This window comes from Pseudomonas sp. YJ42 (genome assembly GCF_047225135.1).
GTDB classification, from domain to species: Bacteria; Pseudomonadota; Gammaproteobacteria; order Pseudomonadales; family Pseudomonadaceae; genus Stutzerimonas; species Stutzerimonas stutzeri_E.
Genome location: NZ_CP178378.1, coordinates 3,914,355 through 3,932,065 on the forward strand (window position 1 = coordinate 3,914,355; position 17,711 = coordinate 3,932,065).

The 17,711-nt window shown below is 61.6% G+C and carries 19 protein-coding genes and 1 riboswitch; of the genes, 10 read left to right on the forward strand and 9 right to left on the reverse strand.

Going from position 1 to position 17,711, the window contains the following annotated elements:
• Positions 1 to 297: 297 nt before the first annotated feature.
• Positions 298 to 885, reverse strand: a complete 588-nt coding sequence (locus tag ACL0K2_RS18000; protein ID WP_413043161.1) for a TIGR00730 family Rossman fold protein — start codon at positions 883 to 885, stop codon at positions 298 to 300.
• A gap of 798 nt (positions 886 to 1,683) precedes the next feature.
• On the opposite strand from ACL0K2_RS18000, the gene ACL0K2_RS18005 reads away from it, so the two are divergent.
• Entirely contained in the window at positions 1,684 to 2,595 is a 912-nt protein-coding gene (locus tag ACL0K2_RS18005; protein WP_045160883.1) for an SDR family oxidoreductase, read from the forward strand.
• 65 nt (positions 2,596 to 2,660) lie between these two features.
• On the opposite strand, the gene dauA is transcribed toward ACL0K2_RS18005, so the two are convergent.
• Complete coding sequence (dauA, locus tag ACL0K2_RS18010) at positions 2,661 to 4,394, reverse strand: C4-dicarboxylic acid transporter DauA (protein WP_239610880.1); 1,734 nt, start codon at positions 4,392 to 4,394, stop codon at positions 2,661 to 2,663.
• Between the two features lie 193 nt (positions 4,395 to 4,587).
• On the opposite strand from dauA, the gene ACL0K2_RS18015 reads away from it, so the two are divergent.
• A complete protein-coding gene (locus ACL0K2_RS18015) occupies positions 4,588 to 4,875 on the forward strand; it encodes a PA4642 family protein (protein WP_045160885.1) in 288 nt (95 codons plus the stop codon).
• Positions 4,876 to 5,201: 326 nt separating this feature from the next.
• Positions 5,202 to 6,689 carry a malate dehydrogenase (quinone) gene (mqo, locus tag ACL0K2_RS18020; protein WP_045160886.1) on the forward strand — a complete coding sequence of 496 codons (1,488 nt, stop codon included), beginning with the start codon at positions 5,202 to 5,204 and terminating at the stop codon, positions 6,687 to 6,689.
• 57 nt (positions 6,690 to 6,746) lie between these two features.
• Here the strand turns inward: mqo and ACL0K2_RS18025 are convergent, their stop codons facing one another.
• Positions 6,747 to 6,941, reverse strand: coding sequence for a hypothetical protein (locus tag ACL0K2_RS18025; RefSeq protein ID WP_239610878.1), 195 nt, complete (start codon positions 6,939 to 6,941; stop codon positions 6,747 to 6,749).
• A gap of 164 nt (positions 6,942 to 7,105) precedes the next feature.
• Between ACL0K2_RS18025 and ACL0K2_RS18030 the strand changes: the two genes are divergently transcribed.
• A complete protein-coding gene (locus tag ACL0K2_RS18030; RefSeq protein ID WP_045160888.1) occupies positions 7,106 to 7,690 on the forward strand; it encodes a YajG family lipoprotein in 585 nt (194 codons plus the stop codon).
• Positions 7,691 to 7,913: 223 nt separating this feature from the next.
• On the opposite strand, the gene ACL0K2_RS18035 is transcribed toward ACL0K2_RS18030, so the two are convergent.
• Entirely contained in the window at positions 7,914 to 9,278 is a 1,365-nt protein-coding gene (locus ACL0K2_RS18035) for a DUF1329 domain-containing protein (protein WP_413044490.1), read from the reverse strand.
• Between the two features lie 440 nt (positions 9,279 to 9,718).
• On the opposite strand from ACL0K2_RS18035, the gene ACL0K2_RS18040 reads away from it, so the two are divergent.
• Positions 9,719 to 9,997 (forward strand): hypothetical protein, encoded by a 279-nt coding sequence (locus ACL0K2_RS18040; protein WP_230623569.1) that lies wholly within the window; start codon positions 9,719 to 9,721, stop codon positions 9,995 to 9,997.
• A gap of 25 nt (positions 9,998 to 10,022) precedes the next feature.
• On the opposite strand, the gene ACL0K2_RS18045 is transcribed toward ACL0K2_RS18040, so the two are convergent.
• Positions 10,023 to 11,186 (reverse strand): 1-acyl-sn-glycerol-3-phosphate acyltransferase, encoded by a 1,164-nt coding sequence (locus tag ACL0K2_RS18045; RefSeq protein ID WP_196298636.1) that lies wholly within the window; start codon positions 11,184 to 11,186, stop codon positions 10,023 to 10,025.
• A gap of 252 nt (positions 11,187 to 11,438) precedes the next feature.
• Here ACL0K2_RS18045 and ACL0K2_RS18050 point away from each other — a divergent pair, with 252 nt between their 5' ends.
• From ACL0K2_RS18050 to ACL0K2_RS18065, 4 genes are all read left to right on the forward strand, one after another.
• Positions 11,439 to 11,621, forward strand: coding sequence for a CPXCG motif-containing cysteine-rich protein (locus ACL0K2_RS18050; protein WP_045160891.1), 183 nt, complete (start codon positions 11,439 to 11,441; stop codon positions 11,619 to 11,621).
• Positions 11,622 to 11,882, forward strand: coding sequence for a DUF2007 domain-containing protein (locus ACL0K2_RS18055; RefSeq protein WP_045160892.1), 261 nt, complete (start codon positions 11,622 to 11,624; stop codon positions 11,880 to 11,882).
• A gap of 75 nt (positions 11,883 to 11,957) precedes the next feature.
• Positions 11,958 to 12,578, forward strand: a complete 621-nt coding sequence (locus tag ACL0K2_RS18060) for an SOS response-associated peptidase (protein WP_413043162.1) — start codon at positions 11,958 to 11,960, stop codon at positions 12,576 to 12,578.
• A 77-nt stretch (positions 12,579 to 12,655) separates the two neighbouring features.
• A complete protein-coding gene (locus ACL0K2_RS18065) occupies positions 12,656 to 13,465 on the forward strand; it encodes a M48 family metallopeptidase (RefSeq protein WP_045160894.1) in 810 nt (269 codons plus the stop codon).
• A 24-nt stretch (positions 13,466 to 13,489) separates the two neighbouring features.
• Here the strand turns inward: ACL0K2_RS18065 and ACL0K2_RS18070 are convergent, their stop codons facing one another.
• The 4 genes from ACL0K2_RS18070 to ACL0K2_RS18085 all read right to left on the reverse strand — a co-directional run bounded on the left by ACL0K2_RS18070 (position 13,490) and on the right by ACL0K2_RS18085 (position 16,876).
• On the reverse strand, positions 13,490 to 13,933 hold the full coding sequence (locus tag ACL0K2_RS18070; protein ID WP_413043163.1) for an ester cyclase: 444 nt from the start codon (positions 13,931 to 13,933) through the stop codon (positions 13,490 to 13,492).
• An 84-nt stretch (positions 13,934 to 14,017) separates the two neighbouring features.
• A complete protein-coding gene (locus tag ACL0K2_RS18075) occupies positions 14,018 to 14,605 on the reverse strand; it encodes a TMEM165/GDT1 family protein (protein ID WP_239611581.1) in 588 nt (195 codons plus the stop codon).
• 19 nt (positions 14,606 to 14,624) lie between these two features.
• Positions 14,625 to 14,829: riboswitch (yybP-ykoY riboswitch) on the reverse strand.
• Between the two features lie 28 nt (positions 14,830 to 14,857).
• On the reverse strand, positions 14,858 to 15,856 hold the full coding sequence (locus tag ACL0K2_RS18080; RefSeq protein WP_045160896.1) for a class I SAM-dependent methyltransferase: 999 nt from the start codon (positions 15,854 to 15,856) through the stop codon (positions 14,858 to 14,860).
• Between the two features lie 57 nt (positions 15,857 to 15,913).
• Positions 15,914 to 16,876, reverse strand: coding sequence for a 2-hydroxyacid dehydrogenase (locus ACL0K2_RS18085; protein WP_413043164.1), 963 nt, complete (start codon positions 16,874 to 16,876; stop codon positions 15,914 to 15,916).
• A 61-nt stretch (positions 16,877 to 16,937) separates the two neighbouring features.
• Here ACL0K2_RS18085 and ACL0K2_RS18090 point away from each other — a divergent pair, with 61 nt between their 5' ends.
• Entirely contained in the window at positions 16,938 to 17,567 is a 630-nt protein-coding gene (locus ACL0K2_RS18090) for a LysE family translocator (RefSeq protein ID WP_413043165.1), read from the forward strand.
• Positions 17,568 to 17,711: the final 144 nt, after the last annotated feature.

The window sequence follows — 17,711 nt, forward strand, 5'->3', positions numbered from 1 at the left end:
ACCGTCGGAGGCCATGTGGCACTAGCGCTTTGCGTGTCTGGTCATGCTTTGATCAGTTGTCGAGGAGCTTGCTTCAAGGCACAGTGTCGTCTCATGCACAAGCTCTTAAACATTGATATTCAAGAATTTTTATTCAGACCAGAGCACCACGCTTACAGTTATCCCCGTTTACTGTGGAGAGTGTTGTGGATAAGTGCAGGTAAAGGTCCCGGAGGCGCCACGCCCGTTGGGCTGGAAAAAACTGTTCGTTTTTCATACAGCCGCCGAGGGCGGTCCCGGCGGCGGAGACTCTTGGAATCAAACCGCCGAAACGTTGTGCCAACGGCTGTCGGCGCTGGGCTGCCAATCGCCCAACAGCTGCAACAGGGTTAGAGGTGATTCGCTGCGCTGCAGCATGTCGCGGTACCGCGGCTTCACGAAACCTTCTTCGACGAGGTGGTCCAGGAAGTGGCTGAGCTTGCTATAGAACTGGTTGATATCCAGCAGACCGAGGGGCTTGCTGTGATAGCCCAGTTGCCCCCAGGTCCATACTTCGAACAGTTCCTCCAGGGTGCCTAGGCCGCCCGGCAGCGCAATGAAGGCATCGGACAGTTCAGCCATGCGGGCCTTGCGCGCGTGCATGCCGTTAACGACTTCCAGTCGCGTCAGCCCGGTGTGGCCGATTTCAGAATCTTTCAGACTTTGCGGGATGATGCCGATCACTTCGCCGCCAGCAGCCATCGTGGCATCGGCTACCACGCCCATCAGACCAACCGCGCCGCCTCCGTAGATCAGCCGGATGCCGTTCGCCGCCAGCGTCTGGCCCATTGCGATGGCCGCTTCACGATAGATGGGGTTGGCGCCGGTGCTGGCGCCGCAGAATACGCAAATCGATTGCAGGGACATGATTCACTCCGTCAGTGGGACGGCTGGCAGCGTAACGCCGGCTTCCTCCAGGGCCAAGCGTCAGTAAGGCTCGCCGATGCAGGCGCCGCTGATTCCCAAGGCATAGTTGGCAAATAGGGTCTGGATCATCTCGAGGCTGGGCATGGGGACGCTCCTTGGTTGTTGAAAACAAGCCTAGTCGCTCCTTGGCGCCCAGCCTTGTAGCTTTTTCGCATCGCTCCGATAGCGTAACGGGCAAACTTATCCCCGAAGGCTGTGCAAACTTCTGTGGATAAGCTCTTCGTGTTTTGCTCAAGTAGGCGTGGGTGCTGGCATTGCTGGCGCTGATCAAGAAATGACCAACGGCTATGCGATGTCCTAAGTGCTTGTTAAGAAGGTTCTTTTGCGTTACTGCGGCTAGAAGCTCGCAGTCGGATTGCGCCGTTTTGTTATCCAGCGTTACTGTGGGGCGCTCTGTGGATAACGTGGGGAAACCAGGCGCTAGCCTGCTGCGTGTCTGGTTTGTAGTGGGGTGGTCGAAAATTGATCAATTAGCATCTTGCGAAGCGACCTCCTCAATTACCCATCGATCGGCTTCGCTGCATGCCTCGAGCAGGCAGGTCGAGCAGCGTGTCAGTCCTAAGTGCCCCCGCGCGGCGCTGGGCTGACAGCGGCGCTGACGCCGGACTCGACATCATCCCGACGCCTTATGCCGCGGCATTCATTCGTGGCGGTTTTGATTGTGGGCAGGTTTGGCCTGACTGACACTCGCCTGATCCCATACAACACATCCAATCAAAAACCGCTGGAGGATATCCGATGAGTGAAGCCATTCGCTTCGAAGACAAGGTGGTCGTGGTGACCGGCGCCGGTGGTGGTCTCGGCCGCGCCCATGCGCTGCTGTTCGCCCGTCACGGGGCCAAGGTGGTGGTCAATGATCTGGGTGGCAGCGCCCAAGGCGAGGGTGCCAACGCCTCGGCTGCCGATCGCGTCGTCGAGGAAATCCGTCAGGCCGGCGGCACCGCGGTGGCCAACCATGACTCGGTGACCGACGGCGGCAAGATCGTCCAACAGGCGCTGGACAGCTTCGGCCGCATCGATGTGGTGGTGAACAACGCTGGCATCCTGCGCGACAAGACCTTCCACAAGATGGAAGACGCCGACTGGGATCTGGTCTACCGCGTGCACGTCGAGGGCGCCTACAAGGTAACCCGCGCCGCCTGGCCGCACATGCGTGAGCAGGGTTATGGCCGGGTGATCTTCACCGCATCGACGTCAGGTATCTACGGCAACTTCGGCCAGTCCAACTACGGCATGGCCAAGCTCGGCCTCTACGGGCTGACCCGCACTCTGGCGCTGGAAGGACGCAAGAACAACATTCTGGTCAATGCCATCGCCCCCACTGGCGGCACGCGCATGACTGAAGGGCTGATCCCGCCGCAGGTCTTCGAGCAGCTCAAGCCCGAGCTGGTCAGCCCGTTGGTGGTCTTCCTCGCCAGCGAACAGTGCCAGGAAACCTCCGGGCTGTTCGAAGTGGGCGGCGGCTGGATGGGCAAGGTGCGCTGGGAGCGCAGCCTGGGGGCTGGTTTCGACCCGAAGGTCGGCTTCGATGCCGAAGACGTCGCAGCCAGCTGGCAGCAGATCTGCGATTTCGAGAATGCCGCGCACCCGGCTGACAACATGGAAGCGCTGAAGGAAATGATGGCCAACCTGCAGAAGCACGCCGGTTAAGGCCTCCGGGTCGGACTGCGCTTCGTGGGCGATAGCGCGCCCGCTCTGGTCCGGCCCGGGGCGAATCAGCTCGCGGCGGCGGTCGGTGCGCTTGCTAATAGCAGGCGCAAGGCCTTCGCCCGGGCCTGGGTGAGATCGCGCACGTAGTACAGCTGTCCTTCGAGCAGGTGGATGCCGGCGCGGCGCAGCTTGAGTCTTATCCGGGCATTGCTGCCACAGAGTATCAGCGCGATATCCTGTTTTCGGTAGTCCAGCAGAACGTTTTCCAGCGCTGCCAGAGCGGTCATGTCCAGCGTTGGCACGCCACTGATATCGACGATGACGATCTTCACTTCCGGGTTGAAGCGTCGCAGCACGCTCAACGCCTTCTCCGCAGCACCGAAGAACAACGGACCGCGAATCGCATAGGCGGCGACGTGCTCGGGCAGATCCTGCAGCAGCTGGTTCTGGGCGGATCGCAGGCTAGTGGTATCGGTCAGCTCGCTCATGCGCTTGATAAACAGACCCGCGGCCAGCAGCAGGCCGACGCCAACCGCCAGCACCATGTCGAACAGCACCGTCAGGATCAGGCACGTCAGCAGCACCAGTACGTCGCTACGAGGTGCGATGCGCAGGGTCTTGAGCACATGCGGTGCCTCGCTCATGTTCCAGGCCACCATGAGCAGCAACGCCGCCAGGGCCGCCATCGGCAGATAGCTGAACAAGGGCGCCAGCCAGAGGATGGCGACCAGCACCACGCCCGCATGAACGATCGCCGCCAGCGGTGAGAAGGCACCTGCGCGCACATTGGTGGCACTGCGGGCGATGGCTGCGGTGGCAGTGATGCCGCCGAACAGCGGCGCGATCAAATTACCGATGCCCTGACCCAGTAACTCGGCGTTCGGGTCATGGCTGCTGCCAGTCATACCGTCGGCCACTACGGCGCAGAGCAACGACTCGATAGCGCCCAGCATGGCAATGGCGAACGCAGGTGCCAGCAACTGACGGAACAACTCGAAACTCAGCATCAGCGGTTGCCCGTCCGGGCCCGGCAACAGCCAGGGCCAAGCGAAATCGGGAAGAAACGGCGGTATGCCGGGATGGGAGACGCCATCGCCCATGTAGCTGAAGCGTTCGCCCAGCGTGGCCACGGCCAGACCGGACGATTCCAGTGCCATGCCGGCCAGCGCGCCGACGACCAGTGCCACCAGGTGGCCGGGTACCTTCGGCACCAGACGCGGCCATATGATCAATACCGCCAGGCAGAGCACCGCCACCAGTGCATCACCCGGCTGTGCGCTGGGCAGCGCGCGAGCCAGTTGGGTCAGTTGCTCCACGTAGTGCTGAGGTGGTTCGGTAATGGTCAGCCCGAACACATCCTTGAGTTGCAACGTCGCGATGACGATGCCGATGCCCGCGGTGAAACCCAGGGTCACCGGATAGGGTACGAAGGCAATCAACTTGCCAGCGCGCAGCAATCCGAGCGCAATCAGGATCAGCCCGGCGAGCATGGTGCAGAGCAGCAGTCCGCCAAGGCCGAACTGCTGGGTGATCGGCAGCAGAATGACCACGAACGCGGCCGTTGGGCCGGACACGTTGAACCGGGAGCCTCCCGTCAGCGCAATCAACGGCGCGGCGATCAGCACGGTATACAGACCATGCTGCGGGGCAACACCCACCGCGATCGCCAGTGCCATCGCCAGCGGGATGGCGATGATGCCCACGGTCAGCCCGGCAATGATGTCACCGCGCAATGCGTTGGTGCCGTAGCCCGCGCGCAGGGCCTGACGCCAGGCAGCGAAGAGGGGCGGAAGGTTCATGCCAGACACTCCTTGTGGGCAAAGCGCGAGTATAAGCACAGCGCTCGAAGGTGCGTCTGCAGCGACGCAACAAGCTCGATAAATCGACGATATTCGAGTACGACCTTGGTCGCAACGCACGCTGGCGCGTTGAGTGCGACCGTTGCGCGGAGTAAACTGCCGCCCCCGTAAGGCTCGTCGAACCGGAGAAACCATGCGTAAAGACAAGAAACAGGTGATCGGCGAAGAGATCAGCGACGAATCGATCCGTTTGTTTCTGGAGCCGGAGCCGGCTGACGAAACACCGCCCTCGCTGCACAAGCTGATCAAGGCCTATCGAGGACTGCGCGTCGATGATTTCGAGCGTTTTCTCGGATTCTTTGTCGAAGCCGGATACGACCTGAATGCGAAAGATGCCAAAGGGCGTGATTTCGTTGCGCTGATTGCTGACCAGCGCCAGGCCGAGCCCTATATCGAGCTGATCGAGGCCGCTCGCGGCTGATTTCATTTCACTGGCGGAGCGCCTGTCGAGGCGCAATACCCGTCGGACTGGCTGCGCAACCGACAGCCGCAATCGATTTTCTCGCTGCATGCGTCCCGTAGAGCCCAGGCCTATCGCCCCGCTCCGGGAAGCCTCGGAGCGAGAGGGAGGAGGCCAAAAGCCGTTCTCCCGACAGCGGACAGGCACCCAGCGGTGACTGTCTTCGGGCACAAGCCCGAGCAGCGGTATGGAAACCTACTCCGTTTCTAGCCGCCTGGCTGGTGGTTCTACACGATCGCGTACTGCGGTCGTGACAGTTTAATGCTGTGATTCTGGAGAACGCGTTAATGACGCAACACGATAGCGAAGCCGTGGATTTGGTACTGGTGGGAGCCGGTATCATGAGTGCGACTCTGGCAGTACTGCTCAAGGAACTCGATCCCGACATCAAGCTGGAAATCGTCGAACTGCAGGAGTCCGGGGCCGTCGAAAGTTCGAATCCCTGGAACAACGCTGGCACTGGCCACGCCGGGCTGTGTGAGTTGAACTACACGCCGGACACTGGCGGCCCGATCGATATCAAGAAAGCTGTCACCATCAATACCCAGTTCGAGGTTTCCAAGCAGTTCTGGGCCTACCTGACGGGTCGTGAAGGCTTCGGCAGCCCCCGCGACTTCCTCAACGTCGTGCCGCATCTGAGCTTCGTTCGCGGCAGCAAGAACATCGATTTCCTGAAGCGTCGCTTCGACGCGTTGAAAACCCATCATGCCTTCGAAAACATGGTCTACACCGAAGACCGTGCCACTATGGAAGAGTGGATGCCGTTGATGATGCCGGGCCGCCCGGTCGACGAGCCGATTGCCGCCACCCGTGCGCTGAACGGCACTGACGTCAACTTCGGTGAACTGACTCGGCAGATGCTCGAATATCTCGCGGTCAAGCCGGGCGTGAAAATGTCCTATTTCCAGAAGGTCACCGGCCTCGAGCGCAACGGCAAGGGCTGGCGCGTGGAAATCAAGAACACGCGCGACGGCAGCAGCCGTGAACTCGATGCCGGCTTTGTCTTCCTGGGCGCGGGTGGCGGGGCGCTGCCGCTGCTGCAGATGTCCGATATCGAAGAAGGCAAAGGCTACGGCGGCTTTCCGGTCAGCGGCCAGTGGCTGCGCTGCGACAACCCGGAAATCGTCAAGCAACACCAGGCCAAGGTCTACAGCCTGGCGGCTGTGGGCGCACCGCCGATGTCCGTTCCGCATTTGGACACACGCGTCGTTGACGGCAAGACGTCCCTGCTGTTCGGGCCCTATGCCGGCTTCACCACCAAGTTCCTCAAGCATGGATCGCCGCTCGACCTGCCATTATCGATCCGTCCGAGCAACCTCAAGCCGATGCTGGCTGTCGCGCGCGACAACATGGACCTGACTCGCTACCTGATCAAAGAGGTCAGACAGTCCATGGAGGATCGTCTGGAAACGCTGCGTGGCTTCTACCCCGAAGCCAAAGCCGAAGACTGGCGTCTGGAGGTGGCGGGTCAGCGCGTGCAGATCATCAAGAAAGACCCGAAGAAGGGCGGCATTCTGCAATTTGGCACAGAGCTGGTGGCGGCGCGGGACGGCTCCATCGCCGCCCTGCTAGGGGCGTCCCCGGGTGCTTCGGTCACCGTATCGATCATGCTCGATCTGATCGAGCGATGCTTCCCGGAGCAGGCGAAAAGCGAAGCCTGGAGCCGCAAGCTTGGCGAAATCTTCCCGGCCCGCGAAAAGGTCCTGGAAACAGACGCGGTGGCGTATCGCGAAGTGGCCGCCGTGGTCGACAAGCGTCTGGGCCTGGCCGACTAAGCACGGCTTTCGGTTGTACCTGAAGCCGCGCCGCCCTTAACGGGCCGCGCGGCTTTTTTATGCGCCGTGCCGAAGCGCCACCTGCGGCAATGCCTGGCCGATCCATCCAAGGTGTATTTCCATGACTTCTATCCAGCGTTCGCCTTGGGGGCGCTGGGTGGACGTCAACAGCATGCGGCAGCGCTGCTCATCGTCGAGCAGGGCGTAATGGCGCCGTATCGGACGCCTGAATAGTGCGGTCAGCAAGGTCATGAAGCGGCTTCCTGGGGGCTTCGGCGCTTTATCGCACCCTGACGTTACCGTTCGATGACCGCAGCCTTATCGGGCCCGGGCGGGTCTTTAGCGCATCCGCTGTCAGGCGATTGCAAGGCTGGTTATACTTCGCGGCATTCATCCCTCATCTGGAGAAAGACAGCATGCTGAAACGCCTGTTGTTCAGTCTTGCCGCCGCGTCGGCCCTGGCTCTGGCAGGTTGCGCACATAGTCCGCAGCAGCTCGACCCGACCCCTAAGCTCACTGGCACCATCAATCCTGTCGGGCAGGGGCAGCCGGTATCGGTACGGGTCGTGGACGGTCGCCCCTCCGCGACGCTGGGCACCCGTGGCGGCCTGTATCCGGAAACCAGCGCTGTGATCGTGCCGAAGGAGAAGGTCATACCCAAGCTTCAGGCAGAGACCGAAGCGGCCGTACGCCTGCTCGGCTTCACACCGTCGCCCAATGCCTATAACGCCCCTCAGTTGACCCTGACGTTGGCCGAGCTGAAGTACCAGTCGCCGAAGGAAGGGCTCTATGTGACCGAGGCAACCATCGGCGCAACCTTCCGGGTCGAAGTGCAGAACGGTGGCCGTCGTTATACCGGCCGTTATGGCGCCTCGCTGAACCAGCGTTTCGGTATGGCCCCGAACGAGCAGACCAACACCAAGTTGGTCAGTGAAGTATTGAGCGATGCGTTGAGCCGCGCTTTCCGCGACCAGAGCATCGGCCAGGTATTGGCTCAGTAATCAGCAACGACTGGTCATGCCTCGGTAACGCAAACCCGCATCTCGATGCGGGTTTTTTGTTTCGACGCACTCTGTGAAAGGCTTCGAAGATGCAATGCTTGGGAGCCAAGCCTTGCCGTCACGGGTGCTCAGTTGCCATAGCGAGCCAAAGGTCGAGCGCAAAAAAAACGCCCCGACAGCGCACTGCTCGGGGCGTTTTTTTATGAGCGGGCAAGTGCTCGGGTCAGCGCACGCCGGAATTGCGCAGCGCAGCCGGGGTGTACTGATTGGAGTTGGCTTCGTAGTTGTAAACGTACGGATTCTTCTCCTCGTTCTTCATGCCCATCACCAGATAGCGACCGGAAACCAGGTCATACAGGGTTTCCATCGAATACAGCGGTACCTGCACATTGAAGAAATATTGTGCATGAGCCTCGGCGACGCGCCATAGGGTGTTACGGCCGTCGTAGTGGTCGATCACTGCGGCCTGCCAGGTATCCTCGTCGATGAAGAAGTGGCGCTTGGCGTAGATGTGCCGCTCGCCGTTCTTCAATGTCGCTTCGACTTCCCACACGCGGTGTAGCTCGTAGCGGGTCAGGTCCTGATTGATGTGGCCAGCCTGGATGATGTCGTCATATTTTAGCTTCGGTGAGTCCAGGCGGTAGGAGTTGTAGGGGATGTACATCTCCTTCTTGCCCACCAGTTTCCAGTCGTAGCGGTCCGGTGCACCGTTGAACATGTCCAGGTTGTCGGCGGTACGCAGGCCATCGGCCGCGGTGCCGGGACCGTCATAGGCAACCTGTGGGGCACGACGCACACGGCGCTGGCCGGCGTTATAGATCCAGGCCATGCGGGGTTCTTTCACCTGGTCCAGGGTCTCGTGCACCAGCAGGACGTTGCCGGCCAGTCGCGACGGCTCGGTGACTTGCTGCTTGAAGTAGAAGAGGACGTTGCCGTGCTTCTCTGGGTTGTAGTCGCGCAAGGTGTCGGTATAGACCACTTCGTCGACGAACTTGACCAGGTTGTAGCTGCCATTCACCTGAGGCGTAGCCTGCGCCACCACGCGACGGGCCGAGCCGCCACGGTAACGGGTGATATGGTTCCAGGCCACTTCCAGGCCATTCTGAGGGATCGGGAAGGCGATTGCGGTATCGAAGCCTTCCAGGCCGTTGCCGCCGCGGACCAGTTTGGTATGGGTCGCGTTCTTCTTCGCCGCGTCGTAGATTCGTTGCGGTACTGCAGCGCTACGGTGGGTTTCGAAAACAGGCAGGCGATAGGTGTCGGGGTAGCGCTTGAGCATGGCGATCTGGCCAGGGCTCAGGTTGTTTTTGTATTGCTCGACGTTTTGCGCCGTGATGGTGAACTTCGGCTTGTCGTTCGGGTACGGATCGCCGACGAAGCCATCGGCGCTGACGGCTGCGGCATCCTGTGGCAAACCTCCCGTCCAGGCCGGAATAGTGCCAGCGGCGTTGCCGGCTTTCTCTGCTCCGGTGGGCGTCAGGCTGTCACCCAGCTTGGCGGCCTCGGATTCGGATACCTCCGCCATGGCTCCACTTGCCAGCAGGGCGCTGGCCAGCAAAGAGACTGTGAGGGCCCCCGTCTTTAACATGTTCTTATTCATTGTTAGTCCTGTTGATCTTGGGTAACTGATTCCCTGCGAGGGGTACCGTAAGCGCGGCGTTCGCAGGTAGCGACCTCCACAACGTAGTGGCGGACCTTGTGGTCCGGTAAGTGGCGTCAGGGACGCAGCGACTTACAAGTTGCCGTTCGCTCGACTCCGTGGCAGTCCCGCCTGCTTGCTCAATTCAGGCGCACGCTCTATTCCGGTTGTCCGAGACGAGATGAGGGTGGAGCTGAGGAGGACTATAAGTCAACAATCGAGACGGGGCCTATCTGCATAAATGGCGCAAATACCCGGCAAATTGCCATCTGTCGGTTGCGTTTCGCTTTGTCGGAAATGGCTGAACCGGCGGTTGCGCTTCGGTAGACTCCGCAGCCGCATTGGCACTCGATACCGGGCCAGCATTTTTTGTGTTCGTGGAGGTTCGGTTGTTACTGAATATCGACTTTTCGGGGCTATCCAGCCTCGCCACCGTGCTCAATTCGATGGCGTTACTGATCGCGCTCAGCGGTGGCTGGTTGTTGCTGGCGACACGTTGGCGTCAGCAGCTCGCGGCCAATTCCGCGCCGCTCGCCAGCGTCAGCCCATCGACCGCCAGGCCGATCGGGGCAGCGCGAACCCAGCGCATCGATTCTTTTTTCTATGGCTTCGGCTTCAGCAGCCTGGCACTGGCCTGGCTGCTTTCTGAGCTCGCCCGGCTGACATAGTCACCCGCCGGGTCGCTCTTGGCGATCAGAGGCTCAAGCCTGCCTTCAGCCTGTGCTGATTACGTACCGGAGTGGCGTACTGCTGGATCAGGTAAGGCTGTTGCACGCTGGGACATGCGGCCAGGCGCTTGCTCCATTCAGCCTCGGCACGCGCGATTTCTTCGCGACTGAACAGTTCGCCGAGCTCGGGTATCGATAGCTCCGTATCGCGTCCGTCCCAGATCTGGTACGCCAGATAATTTACCGGGAACAGGCGGTAGTCGCAGAGAATCTGCTGGTCGATCGCGAGCGCCAGTTGCTTGGCATCGCTCGGGACGTCGGTGATCGGTGTGCCGAAGCTGACGTGCACGCGGCCTTTGTAGCCGGTGATACCCAAGGCAATGCTGGTGTCATCCTCTCCCGGTGCCTTGGTGTAGGTGCCGGTGGTGGCGCGGATGTAAAGCTCGCGAGCCTTGGCCTGATCGCAGGGGTCGTACTCGTAGCTGATCGAGACCGGGGTGGGACGCAGGGCGGCCATGGCTTCGGCAAAAGGTTCGTCCTTGCGGCTCATGTGCAGCATTTTCAGTATTGCCGAGTCGGTGCGATCGTCACCATCCTTGGCGCGACCTTCGGCTTGCGCAATCCAGATCGATTCGCCGTCGTTGAGGATCGAGTGGTTGATGTAGGCGGAGAGCACCTGGTAAGCCGCGAGCTTCTCGCGTCGACCTGTCACCGAGCGGCGCACGATGAAGCTCTTGTTCAGCCGCATCAGGTCGCTGACGAAGGGGCGTTGCAGCAGGTTATCGCCGATAGCGATGCGCGGTGTGCGCATCTTGGCTTGGAATACCGCGTAATTGACGAAGGCCGGATCCATCACGATGTCTCGGTGGTTGGCCAGAAATAGATAGGCGCAGCCGGGCTGGATTTTTTCAAGCCCGGAATAAGTGATGCCATCCGTGGCTCGTTCGATGGTGCGTTCGAGATACATCTCGATCCGCGCCTGCAGCGTGTCGACCGAATGGATGCTGGCGAACTCGCGCCGCAGGCGTTGCGCGATAAGGGGTTTCAGCAACCAGCCCATCGGGCCGGCCAGCCGCGGAAAGCGGAAGTGCGCCAGAATATCGAGGAACTCTCGGTCGGCGAACAGTCGCGCCATCACGGCAGGGACTTCAGCGTCGGCGTAGGGTCGGATGGCTTCGAATTCGTCCATCATGCTCTCTGTAAGGGAAACAACTGAATGACCCCACTCATGTTGGGGTCGAAATTAGGTCTGTTGGCGTTTCGGTGCGGTCTCGGCGCAAGCGCTGAGCAGGACGCGAGTCGTCCGGTTTGTTCATTCGCAACGGGCGGCGAGTTACACCGCTATGCTCCAAGCAGGGCCGCCCTTCGGGAGGCTACGCGACGGGCGCATTCTCAACAGACTGGACGGCGATTATAGCGGCAAGTCAGGCAGGAGACGCTGATGCTGGAATCACAGGACTACCAATGCCCCTATTGTGGCGAAGCAGTGGACGCGCTGCTTGACCTGAGTGGTGGGGACCAGCGTTACATCGAGGATTGTCCGGTCTGTTGCCGGCCGATCATTTTCGATCTACGGACCGACGGTACCGACTGGCAACTCGATGTGCTGCGGGAGGATGAATAGGTGCAGCGCGTTTACGAGCCGCGCGACCTGCTCGAGGCCGAGATGCTGCGCGGCATGTTGATCGCCGAGGGCATCGAGGTGTTTCTGAGCGGGCGGCACCTGATCGGTGCGATGGGCGAATTGCCGGCTGCCGGTCTGCTCGGGTTGATGGTCGACGATGAGCAGGCCGAGCGCGCGCGACGGCTGATCGCTGAGTACAATGGCGCCGAGCCGCTGCCGGGTGACGAGCCGGAAAGCTATCCGGGCGAGCTCATCTGCTGATACTGGCCGAATCAATGGCCACAGCCGTGCCCTGAGGCCGGCGCCGTCGATCTTTCTCCTACGAGTCCCGTTTCCATGTGTGGCCGCTATGCGCTGTTTCGCTGGAGCCCGGCCTTTGCCGCGCTGCCTGGTTTTCCCGCCGATCAACAACCGCACTGGAGCTTGTCGCCCGGTGCGTCGGTCTTGCTGCTGCGGCAGATCGACGACGTGCTGCAACTCGACAGTGTGCGGTGGGGGCTAACCCCGGCCTGGTTGACCGATTTCACCCGGACGCCAGCGCAGGCGCGGGCAGAAACCTTGGCCGAGCAGCCGATGTTTCGTGACGCCTATCGCCTGCGCCGGGGTGTGCTGCCCGCCAACGGCTTTTACGAATGGCGCGGCACCGCTCGCAAACGGCCCTACTGGATGACTGGAGAAGATTCGCTGCTGTATTTCGCAGCCATCTGGGAGGCCTATCCGGTGCACGGGCATACCTACCTCAGCGCGGCTGTGGTGACGCTGCCCGCAGCGAATCAGCGGCGGCCATTGATGCTGGATCAGGCTGCGATGGCTACCTGGCTCGATCCGCAGAGCTCGCCTGAGGCGCTGCAGTCCCTGCTGGCCGCACCGCAGCCGGCGCTACGCGAGCGCCCCCTGGCGACCTTAGTCAATGACCCCAAGCTGGATGCTCCAGAATGCCTGACACCGGTGAACTAGCCGCAAGCCAAGCAGGCCGGTTGCTCGGCCGCCGGGCTCGCTCTAGCATACGGCGCAGAATCAACGGGAGACGCGACATGCTCAAGCGGCATCCATTAGCTCTTTTTCTGGCGACCTCCGTGCTCGTCGGTTGTCAGGCCGTCAATACCACCAGTGGCGGTGCGGTCGGGGTCGATCGCAAACAGTACATGTTCAGCATGTTGTCGACCGAACAGGTCAATCAGATGTATGCCCAGTCCTACCAGCAGACCCTGAGCGAGGCGTCGAAGAAGGGCATGCTGGAAAAAAACAGCGCCATCAGCAAACGCGTCAATGCCATCGCTCAACGGCTGATCGCCGAAGTACCGGCCTTTCGCCCGGACGCGGCGCAATGGGACTGGGACGTCAACGTGATCGACAGTCCGGAACTGAACGCCAACTGCGGCCCGGGCGGCAAGATCATTTTCTACACGGGGCTGATCGAAAAACTGAAGCTGACCGACGACGAGATCGCTGCGGTGATGGGCCATGAAATCGCCCACGCGCTGCGCGAACACGGCCGCGAGGCGATGTCCAAGGCTTACGGCGTGCAGATGGCTACACAGATCGGTTCGGCGTTCGGGGTTGGCGATGGCAGTCTGCAGCTCGCCAACATGGGCGTTGAATACCTGATGACGTTGCCTAATAGCCGCAGTAACGAAAACGAGGCCGACCTGATTGGATTGGAGTTGGCGGCGCGCGCGGGCTATAACCCGAATGCGGCGGTCAGCCTGTGGCAGAAGATGGCCGCTGCCGGTGGCTCGGCCCCGCCGGAATTCCTCAGCACGCACCCGTCTTCGAGCAGCCGCACGCAGGCGCTGCAACAGAACATTCCGAAGGTCATGCCGCTGTACCAGCAGCGACGCTGAGGGCGGCAGCTGTCATCGCCCGGATCAGGTCGGTGGCAGCATTACCGGGATGGGGCTGTCCATGCCCAGTTGTTTACGCGCGCTTTCGAGGTCGAACAGCGTGTTGATTTCTTCAATGTCGCCTCCGGGGTTGAGCGTCCAGATCGACATGGCGGCGACGGTGAGAATCTTGCCGCTCGGCGCGAGGCCGAACACCGGTTTTTCCAGCGTACCGAATAGGGTGCTTGAGGTGACTACGCGATTGCCTTCGCTGAGGCATTCATCCACCACTACCTCGAGGTCCGGGAGCGCCTGGCGGATCTCGCGCACGATCAGACCGAAACCGGCACTGTTGACCGGTTGTGCGATGAACGAGCTCCTGTAACTGAAGTAACGACTCTGCAGTTGTTCGGCCAGTGCCAGACGACCTTTACTCCAGCTCAGGTCGATGTGCTGCTGCACCCTCCGTTTTCGTTCCTCCGGTGACATGCCGCTTGCTCCCCTCAAGTGCCGCCAGAATGCGGTGAAGACTCACTCTAACAGCACCGGCGACATGGCAATTTGCGCTGCGTATCAGACTGGAAGCGTGCCGCTCAAGGTCAGGGCCTGATAGACGGCATACAGCGCCAACGCGGCGAAGCCAGCGGCGGCAACACGGCGAATCAGGGTAAGCGGCATGCGATCGGCTGCGAAATTTCCAGCCAGTACCACCGGTACGTTGGCGATCAGCATGCCCAGGGTGGTGCCGATGATTACCAAGACGAAATTGGGGTATTGCGCAGCGAGCATGACGGTTGCGACCTGGGTTTTGTCACCCATCTCCGCCAGAAAGAACGCGATGAGGGTGGCAGCGAAGGGACCGAAGCGCCGACCGCGCGAGGCTTCGTCTTCCTCCAGTTTGTCCGGTACTAGCGTCCACAGCGCCACGGCGGCAAAGGAGGCGGCGAGAATCCAGCTGAGAATGGTCGGAGAGACCAGCGATGAAACCCAGTTGCCGACGGCTCCGGCTGCGGCATGGTTGGCCAGCGTGGCGACGACGATACCCCAGATGATCGGCAGCGGGCGCCGGTAGCGGGCCGCCAGCAGCAGGGCGAGCAGTTGCGTCTTGTCGCCGATCTCGGCCAGAGCAACGATCAGGGTTGGGATGTAGAACGATTCCAAGCGAACTTCCTTGCGGGGGCGGGTCGACGAAATCACCATGACACGCACCGCCTGCCCGCCCCGGGTCAGGTGTACGTGTCATGGGTCTTGTCAAACCAGGCGAGGCTGCGTGAACAGGCCGCGCGGGTCGCATGCGCCATGGTCTGTGGACCAAGTGTGTTGACGCATGCCAGGCGAGCAGGGCGCTCGCCGGAGACTACTCCCCCAGGACGGGCGCGAGTTTGCCCAAGCGCGGCGTGTAGTGCAAGTCGATCAGGCGCGCTGTGCACGGTAGATGCGGAAGCCCTCCGCATTGCTCAGCGTCTCGCAATGGCCCAGATGGGCCTCGATCAGTGGCGGATACTTGAGGAAGGCATTGGCTACCAGGCGCAACTCGCCGTTGGGTCGCAGATGACTGGCGGCACGTTGCAGCAGTGTTTCGCTGGCGGCGTAGTGGGTATGCACGCCCTGATGGAACGGCGGATTGCTGATGATCGCAGCGCAGTCGTCTGGCGCCGCGTCAATGCCATCGCCGGCAATGACCTGGGCCTGTAACTGGTTGGCTGCCAGCGTCATGCGGCTGCTCTGGACGGCGAACGCATCGACGTCCAGCAACACCACCTCGCTTTGCGGATAACGTCTCTTCAGCGACGCACCGATGACGCCTGCACCGCAGCCGAAATCCAGCAGCCGGCCGGTAGGCAGATCGTCGAGCCGTTCCAGCAGCAGAGCGGTGCCACGATCGAGTCGGCCATGGCTGAACACGCCGGGCAGGCTGACGACCTGCAGCGGGCCGTCAGCCAGGTCGAGTTCGAAGCGCTGTGCAAGGGTTTCCAACTCGGGCGCCGGCGGACTGTTCGCTATCTTGACCTGCCACAATTGGCAATGGCGGGCGCTGTCGAGCTTGCGAGCCTCGCCGAACGGCGACAGCTGTCTGGCGGCGCGCTCGACGCCTGCGCGCTTTTCTCCGACCAGATACAGCAAACGTCCCGGTAACCGCGCCGCCAACGCGTTCAGCAAGTAATCGGTCAGCTCACGTGACTTGGGCAGAAACAGCACGGCAGCGTCGAACGCGGCCGATGGGGGCTCGACACCGAATGTGCAGCGCCCGGCGAAGCGAGTCTGCAGCCACTGCTGTTCGCCTGCGTGCCAGCTCCAGCCGATGGCTCCGGGCAGCTGGCCGAGCAGGTCGTCGGCCGGCAGCCCGGCAAGCAACAGCTCGCCGCTGAAGAGTTCGGCCTGACGCAGCAGTACTTCGCTTCGGGGGTCCATGATGCCTCCGGACAAAAGCTGGCGAGCTTAGCAGCCTTGTCCCTGGCAGCAGAAGCGTCAGCCGATCTGACGCTTCGGCGAGCCGGCGAAAAACGCTTCGGCGTTCTCACACATTTGATCAACGATGCGCTGCCGTGCTTCACGGCTGCCCCAGGCGCTATGTGGCGTCACGATCAGGCGCGGCACGTCCGCAGCCAGCAGTGGGTTGTCGTTGCTGGGTGGCTCGCTGGTGAGCACATCGGTGGCGGCGCCGCCCAAATGTCCGCTGCGCAATGTGTCAGCCAGCGCCTGTTCATCAATTAAGCCGCCACGGGCGGTATTGATGATGAATGCCGTGGGCTTCATCAATCGCAGCTCGCGTGCTCCGATGAGGTCGCGTGTCTGCTCGGTCAGCGGGCAATGCAGCGTCAGGGCGTCGATCTGTGGCAGCAGTTCGTCGAGGTCCAGGCGGTCGGCGCGTGGCGGGCGGCCAGGCAGGTTGCCGGTCAGCACCCGCATGCCCAGCGCCTCGGCCAGTCTGGCGACGGCGCTGCCCAGCTCGCCGTGACCGAGCACGCCGAGGGTCTTGCCGGCGAGCTCGACGATGGGAAAATCCAGTAGGCAGAACTGCCCGCTTTCCTGCCAGCGACCTCGGGCGACGGCGCCTTGATAATCGGGTAGCCGTGTGGCCAGCGCGAGCAGTAGCATCAAGGTGTGCTGGGCCACGGTGGCGGTGCCATAGGCCTGGCAGTTGCAGACCGCGATGCCGCGCTGTTTGGCGGCGACCAAGTCGATGTTGTTGACGCCGGTCGCGGCTACTAGGATCAGCTTGAGCTCCGGACAGGCGGCGAGCGCTGCTTCGTTCAGTGGCACCTTGTTAACGATGGCGACTTGGGCGCCCTGCAGCCGTTCGACGATCTGCGAGTCGCTGGTCTGCGCATGGCAGCTCAGTTCATCGAAGGTCGACCGCAGCGCAGCCAGGTCCAGGTCGCCCTGGTCGAGTGGGGATAGATCGAGGAATACAGCGCGGCGATTGCTCATGGACTTTACTCGTATGAATCAGCGGGCGGATGTCCCGCCCCGGAAATAGCGGAGTCGCTAGATGTATTGGATGGAGTTTCTTACCGTGGCGCTGGTTCATCTGCTTGCTGTGGCCAGTCCCGGGCCGGACTTTGCGGTGGTCGTGCGTGAAAGTGTGACCCGTGGTCAGCGCAGCGGCAGCTGGACGGCTATCGGTGTGGGCAGCGGTATTTTGCTACACGTGGGTTATTCGTTGCTTGGTATTGGCCTGATCGTCTCGCAGTCGATCGTGCTGTTCAACCTATTCAAGTGGCTGGCAGCCGGTTATCTGTTCTATCTCGGTGTTCAAGCGCTACGCGCCAAGCCCGTTGCGGTCGGCGATCTGCCACCGCCCGGCACTGGCGGAGCACAATCCCGCAGACGTGCCTTTACGGTGGGTTTCGTTACCAACGGCTTGAATCCCAAGGCCACACTATTTTTTCTGTCGCTATTCACAGTGGTTATCGACCCCCATACCCCACTCGCCGTTCAGGCGGGCTATGGGGTATATCTGGCGTTCGCTACCGGCTTGTGGTTCTGCCTGGTGGCCTGGCTGTTCAGCCGCGAGCGCGTGCGGGCAGGCTTCGCGCGCATGGGGCACTGGTTCGATCGGGTCACCGGCGCGGTGCTGATCGGCCTTGGCGTCCGCCTGGCGGCAAGCGAGATTGCCTGATCGCCGGGTTATGCAATCGGCTGTTACACAGCGGGCCTCGACGCGTTGAACGACGGCCAGGTTGACTGTCGACTCGGGACGCCGCGCGACGGTTTGCGCGGCGAACATCCGACGCCGTGTCCAGCGTGCCTCTCATAACATCAA

Coding starts and splice junctions, on each gene's coding strand:
- ACL0K2_RS18000 (WP_413043161.1), bottom strand. CDS start 885: ATGTCCCTGCAATCGATTTGCGTATTCTGCGGCGCCAGCACCGGCGCC.
- ACL0K2_RS18005 (WP_045160883.1), top strand. CDS start 1,684: ATGAGTGAAGCCATTCGCTTCGAAGACAAGGTGGTCGTGGTGACCGGC.
- dauA (WP_239610880.1), bottom strand. CDS start 4,394: ATGAACCTTCCGCCCCTCTTCGCTGCCTGGCGTCAGGCCCTGCGCGCG.
- ACL0K2_RS18015 (WP_045160885.1), top strand. CDS start 4,588: ATGCGTAAAGACAAGAAACAGGTGATCGGCGAAGAGATCAGCGACGAA.
- mqo (WP_045160886.1), top strand. CDS start 5,202: ATGACGCAACACGATAGCGAAGCCGTGGATTTGGTACTGGTGGGAGCC.
- ACL0K2_RS18025 (WP_239610878.1), bottom strand. CDS start 6,941: ATGACCTTGCTGACCGCACTATTCAGGCGTCCGATACGGCGCCATTAC.
- ACL0K2_RS18030 (WP_045160888.1), top strand. CDS start 7,106: ATGCTGAAACGCCTGTTGTTCAGTCTTGCCGCCGCGTCGGCCCTGGCT.
- ACL0K2_RS18035 (WP_413044490.1), bottom strand. CDS start 9,278: ATGTTAAAGACGGGGGCCCTCACAGTCTCTTTGCTGGCCAGCGCCCTG.
- ACL0K2_RS18045 (WP_196298636.1), bottom strand. CDS start 11,186: ATGGACGAATTCGAAGCCATCCGACCCTACGCCGACGCTGAAGTCCCT.
- ACL0K2_RS18050 (WP_045160891.1), top strand. CDS start 11,439: ATGCTGGAATCACAGGACTACCAATGCCCCTATTGTGGCGAAGCAGTG.
- ACL0K2_RS18060 (WP_413043162.1), top strand. CDS start 11,958: ATGTGTGGCCGCTATGCGCTGTTTCGCTGGAGCCCGGCCTTTGCCGCG.
- ACL0K2_RS18065 (WP_045160894.1), top strand. CDS start 12,656: ATGCTCAAGCGGCATCCATTAGCTCTTTTTCTGGCGACCTCCGTGCTC.
- ACL0K2_RS18070 (WP_413043163.1), bottom strand. CDS start 13,933: ATGTCACCGGAGGAACGAAAACGGAGGGTGCAGCAGCACATCGACCTG.
- ACL0K2_RS18080 (WP_045160896.1), bottom strand. CDS start 15,856: ATGGACCCCCGAAGCGAAGTACTGCTGCGTCAGGCCGAACTCTTCAGC.
- ACL0K2_RS18085 (WP_413043164.1), bottom strand. CDS start 16,876: ATGAGCAATCGCCGCGCTGTATTCCTCGATCTATCCCCACTCGACCAG.
- ACL0K2_RS18090 (WP_413043165.1), top strand. CDS start 16,938: ATGTATTGGATGGAGTTTCTTACCGTGGCGCTGGTTCATCTGCTTGCT.